This window comes from Agromyces humi (assembly GCF_009720255.1).
GTDB classification, from domain to species: Bacteria; Actinomycetota; Actinomycetes; order Actinomycetales; family Microbacteriaceae; genus Agromyces; species Agromyces humi.
In genome coordinates, this window is the sequence record NZ_WJSP02000333.1 from 1 (window position 1) to 4,137 (window position 4,137).

4 protein-coding genes and 2 tRNA genes are annotated in these 4,137 nt (G+C 69.7%); 5 read left to right on the forward strand and 1 reads right to left on the reverse strand.

What is annotated here, in order from left to right:
• The first annotated feature begins 245 nt into the window (after nucleotides 1-245).
• The 4 genes from GH736_RS18405 (at nucleotide 246) to GH736_RS18420 (ending at nucleotide 2,591) form a co-directional block, all read left to right on the forward strand.
• Nucleotides 246-330, forward strand: a tRNA-Ser gene (locus tag GH736_RS18405).
• Nucleotides 306-1,646, forward strand: coding sequence for an LCP family protein (locus GH736_RS18410; RefSeq protein WP_235934443.1), 1,341 nt, complete (start codon nucleotides 306-308; stop codon nucleotides 1,644-1,646). The genes GH736_RS18405 and GH736_RS18410 overlap by 25 nt, the downstream gene beginning before the upstream one ends.
• Nucleotides 1,647-1,733: 87 nt before the next feature.
• A tRNA-Ser gene (locus tag GH736_RS18415) sits at nucleotides 1,734-1,822 on the forward strand.
• 34 nt (nucleotides 1,823-1,856) lie between these two features.
• Complete coding sequence (locus GH736_RS18420) at nucleotides 1,857-2,591, forward strand: NYN domain-containing protein (RefSeq protein WP_159605925.1); 735 nt, start codon at nucleotides 1,857-1,859, stop codon at nucleotides 2,589-2,591.
• Between the two features lie 228 nt (nucleotides 2,592-2,819).
• Here the strand turns inward: GH736_RS18420 and GH736_RS18425 are convergent, their stop codons facing one another.
• Nucleotides 2,820-3,734: a LysR family transcriptional regulator gene (locus GH736_RS18425; protein WP_159605927.1), complete on the reverse strand. Its 915-nt coding sequence runs from the start codon at nucleotides 3,732-3,734 to the stop codon at nucleotides 2,820-2,822.
• Nucleotides 3,735-3,816: 82 nt separating this feature from the next.
• On the opposite strand from GH736_RS18425, the gene GH736_RS24670 reads away from it, so the two are divergent.
• Nucleotides 3,817-4,137: hypothetical protein (locus GH736_RS24670; protein ID WP_407922369.1), on the forward strand; the 321-nt coding region annotated here is incomplete at its 3' end.

The following is a 4,137-nucleotide window of genomic DNA, read 5'->3' on the forward strand; positions in this document are numbered from 1 at the left end:
GCCCGCGACCGGTGACCCGTCCACCCCGGCCGACCCGGCCGCGCCGGCGCCCGAGGTCCTGCCCGAGGACGTCACTGGGCAGAACGCCGCCGAGGTGCGCTGTGCGAGCGCGAACGCCGGCTGACGCGGCATCCGCTTCAGGACCTTCCCAGACTGTGCTGCGAGGCTCGTCGGAACTGCGCTTCGGCTAGAATCGGGGCCTGCCGTGCGTCGTCGCCTCTCACGGGGCGTCAGCGTGCCGGCGAGGAGGGCTGTCCGAGCGGCCGATGGAGCTGGTCTTGAAAACCAGTGGGCAGCAATGCCTCGTGGGTTCGAATCCCACGCCCTCCGCAGACGACTACCACGACTGGAACGAGAGGAACCGGGTGAACCAGGACTTGCGTCACAGCTCGCGGCGCGCGGCGAAGAACCCTTCCGTCGCACGTCACGGTCGGCTCAAGACCCACAGTGCATGGTCGACCGTGGCCAAGGTCGCGGCATCCGTCGTCGCAGTGACCCTCATCTCCGGCTCCGCCGTCGCCGCGTACGCGGCCTGGGACCTCGCGAGCACCGTGCAGCCCACCGTCAAGCTCGAGAGCGAGAAGGTGCTCGAGGGCGTGCCCGATGTCGGCGCGATCGAGGGCGGCGTCAACCTGCTGCTCATCGGCAGCGACAGCCGCCAGGGCCAGGGTGAGGCCTTCGGCGATCCCGACGAGGAGACCGCCGTCCTCAACGACGTGACGATGCTCATGCACATCGCGCAGGACCACTCGCACGCCTCGGTCGTCAGCTTCCCGCGCGACATGCTGGTCGACGTTCCCGCCTGCACCGACCCCGAGGATCCCAGCAGCACCCTCGACGAGCTCTACGACGTGAAGATCAACACCGTGCTCTCGTACGGCGGCATGGACTGCGTCGCGAAGACGGTCGAGCAGCTCACCGGCGTCACCGTCCCGTTCGCCGGCATCGTGCAGTTCATGGGCGTCGCGGGACTCTCCGAGGCCGTGGGCGGCGTCGACGTCTGCGTGGCCGAGCCCATCGAGGACGAGTACACCGGCACGTTCCTCGACCCTGGCACGCACACCCTGAGTGGCGTGGCCGCGCTGCAGTTCCTCCGCACCCGGCACGGCGTGGGCGACGGCTCCGACCTCGGCCGCATCTCGAACCAGCAGGTCTTCCTCTCGGCGCTCGCGCGCAAGCTGCAGTCCGACGGCACGCTCGGCGATCCCGTGAAGCTCTACTCGATCGCCAAGGCCGCGCTCGCCAACATGCAGCTCTCCAGCAGCCTCACCGACCCGACGCGCATGATCTCCATCGCCAAGGCGATGAAGGACATCGACCTGGCGAAGCTCGCGTTCATCCAGTACCCGACCTCGTACGTCGCGGGCGGTGGCGCCGTGGCGCCCAACGCCTCGGCCGAGCTCATCAACCAGGCGCTGCAGGCCGATCTGCCCGTGACGTTCGACCCCGACGCGCAGAACAACGACTTCGGCTCGGCAGCAGACCCGACCGCGCAGCCCCCGGCAGAGGAGGCTCCCGCTGAGGAGGCTCCGCCCGCGGACCCGGCCGCTCCGGTCCCGACGACCGAGGCGCTGCCCGAGGACGTCGCCGGACAGACCGGCGCCGACGTCCGCTGTTCCGCGGGCCGCACGCTCGACGACCAGTAGCGCAGGCCGGGGCGCCTGCGCCGAATCGTCATCCGCGGCATCCGCGGGTTATGATGGCTGTCGCGTGTCCGCCATGGCGGTTCGCGAGGAGACGTCGCATAGTCCGGTCGAGTGCACCACCCTGCTAAGGTGGAGTCCCCGTAAGGGGACCAGGGGTTCAAATCCCCTCGTCTCCGCTCTCAAGCTGTTTCGGGCTGCCATGCTTGTCGCATGTCGCAGCCGAACGACCTCCTCGCCGTCCTGATCGACGCTGACAACGTGCCGCCGTCACGGATCGCTGCCGTCCTCGCCGAGGTCGCACGATTCGGCACAGCCTCGGTCAAGCGGATCTACGGCGACTGGACGAAGCCGAACCTGAGCAGCTGGAAGCCCGTTGCGAGCGAGCATGTCATCCAGCCGATGCAGCAGTTCGGCAACACGATCCGCAAGAACGCGACCGACAGCGCCCTGATCATCGATGCCATGGACCTCCTCTACACGCGTCGATTCCAGGGGTTCTGCATCGTGTCATCCGACAGCGACTTCACCCGTCTCGCGTCCCGCATTCGTGAAGACGGTGTCACCGTCTACGGATTCGGAGAGCGCAAGACGCCCGAAGCCTTCCGGAACGCGTGCGATCGCTTCACCTACCTCGACGTGCTCGAGGAGCCTGCAGCGGAGAACACGTCCGCCGCGGTCACGCGCGTTCCGTCTCCGAAGCTGCGCGGCGATGCCAAGCTCGTATCCGGACTGCGGACCGGCGTGGCCAGCGCATCGGGCGAGGACGGTTGGGCGAACCTCTCCATGGTCGGCCAGCTCATGCGGAAGCAACAGCCCGACTTCGACTCACGGAACTGGGGCTACGCGAAACTCTCGGACCTGGTTCGAGCCACGGAACTCTTCGTGGTCGAGGTGCGCCCGGCCGGGGGATTGCAGGTGCAGAACAGGAAGAAGAGTGTCGACTGAGCTCGCGCTCCAGGTCTGGTGAGCAGGGCGGCACGGTGCGGGCCTTCCGCAAGCGCCTGGCCGCCGACCTCACCGGCGGCGACCTCGACCACGTGGTCGATCCCGCCCGGAGGCTTCCCGTCCCAGCTGTCCGTCAAAGACGTGGACGTCACCGCTGGTCACCCAGTCGAACAGCGGTCCGGGCTGGTCGTGCTCGTCCGCGACGAAGCCGTGGGATGACCGCCCCGCTCAGGCTGCGGCCGCCTCGCGCAGCAGCGCGGCGGTGCGCGCGACCGCCGGGTGGGTGCGCATCGACCGCTTCACCCGCAGCATGATGCGACGTCGTGCCGCGGCATCCTCGACCGGCACCATCACGACGCCGTCGGGCAGCGCGAGCGCCCCGAGCCGGGGGAGCACGGTGATGCCGACCGCCTGGGCGACGTAGTCGAGGGCGCTCGTGTAGTCGGGCGCCTGCAGGCGGAACGGCGGCGCGAAGCCGAGCTCCCGGCAGGCGGTGAGCACGATCTCACGGCAGGGGCCGCGTGCGTGGTCGTTGTCGATCCAGGCTTCGCCCGCGAGCTCGGCGAGTGCGACCGACGGGCGGAGGGCGAGCGGATGCCCCGACGGCACGACGGCCACGTAGCCCTCGGTGCGCACCTCCTCGATGTCGTACCCGTCGGTGTCGCCGTCGGCCACGGCGGGATTCCGGTCGCCGCGCACGGCCTCGGCGATGTACAGCTCGAGGTCCAGGTCGCCCGTCCACTGCGCGCCGCGGAGCTCGGCGAGGCTCAGCTCGATGCGCATGGCCGGGAACTCCTCGACGAGTGCGGCCACCACCGACGGCATCCAGGCGCGATTGGCCGACATGAAGCATCCGAGGTGCAGGGTGCCGCTGCGACCCGCCCGCAGGTCGTCGGCCATCGCATCGAAGTCGGCGAGCTGGTCGAGCACGCGCGACGCGCGGTCGGCGACGGCGATGCCGGAGGCGGTCGGCACGATGCCGCGGCCGCGCTTCTCGATGAGGGTCAGGCCGGTCTCGCGCTGGAGTGCGCTGACGTGCTGGCTGACGGCCGACGGCGTGTAGCCGAGACGGGATGCCGCGCGGTTGATCGAGCCGGTCTGCACGACGGCGCGGAAGACGCGGAGGCGGTGGGGATCGACCATGGACAGATCGTACAGTCGCACTGAATGAATGGGAAGGATCATTCGCTTGTGCTCAGATGACCATCGCCGGGAAGGTGGAGGGATGCAGCCTCCTCGCACGACCGGACCGCTCGACGCCGCCGCGATCACCCCTGCGCCGGGCGTGCGCGACCTGGCTGGCGGGCCTGGCGGGACCGGCGCGCCCGGTGCGGCAGCCGTGGGGAACTGGAAGGTCCTCGCCGCGACCCTCGTGGTGCTCGTCCTCTGGGCCTCGGCGTTCATCGCGATCCGGGGCATCGGCGATGCCCTAACCCACGTTCCTGACCGTTCGGCTCGACATGCCGCACGAGCTCCCCCCTTCCCTCGGCACCGGTCGGATGCCGCAGCTCGGACGGCCTCGGCCTCCACCGTCACGCCGCGCGGT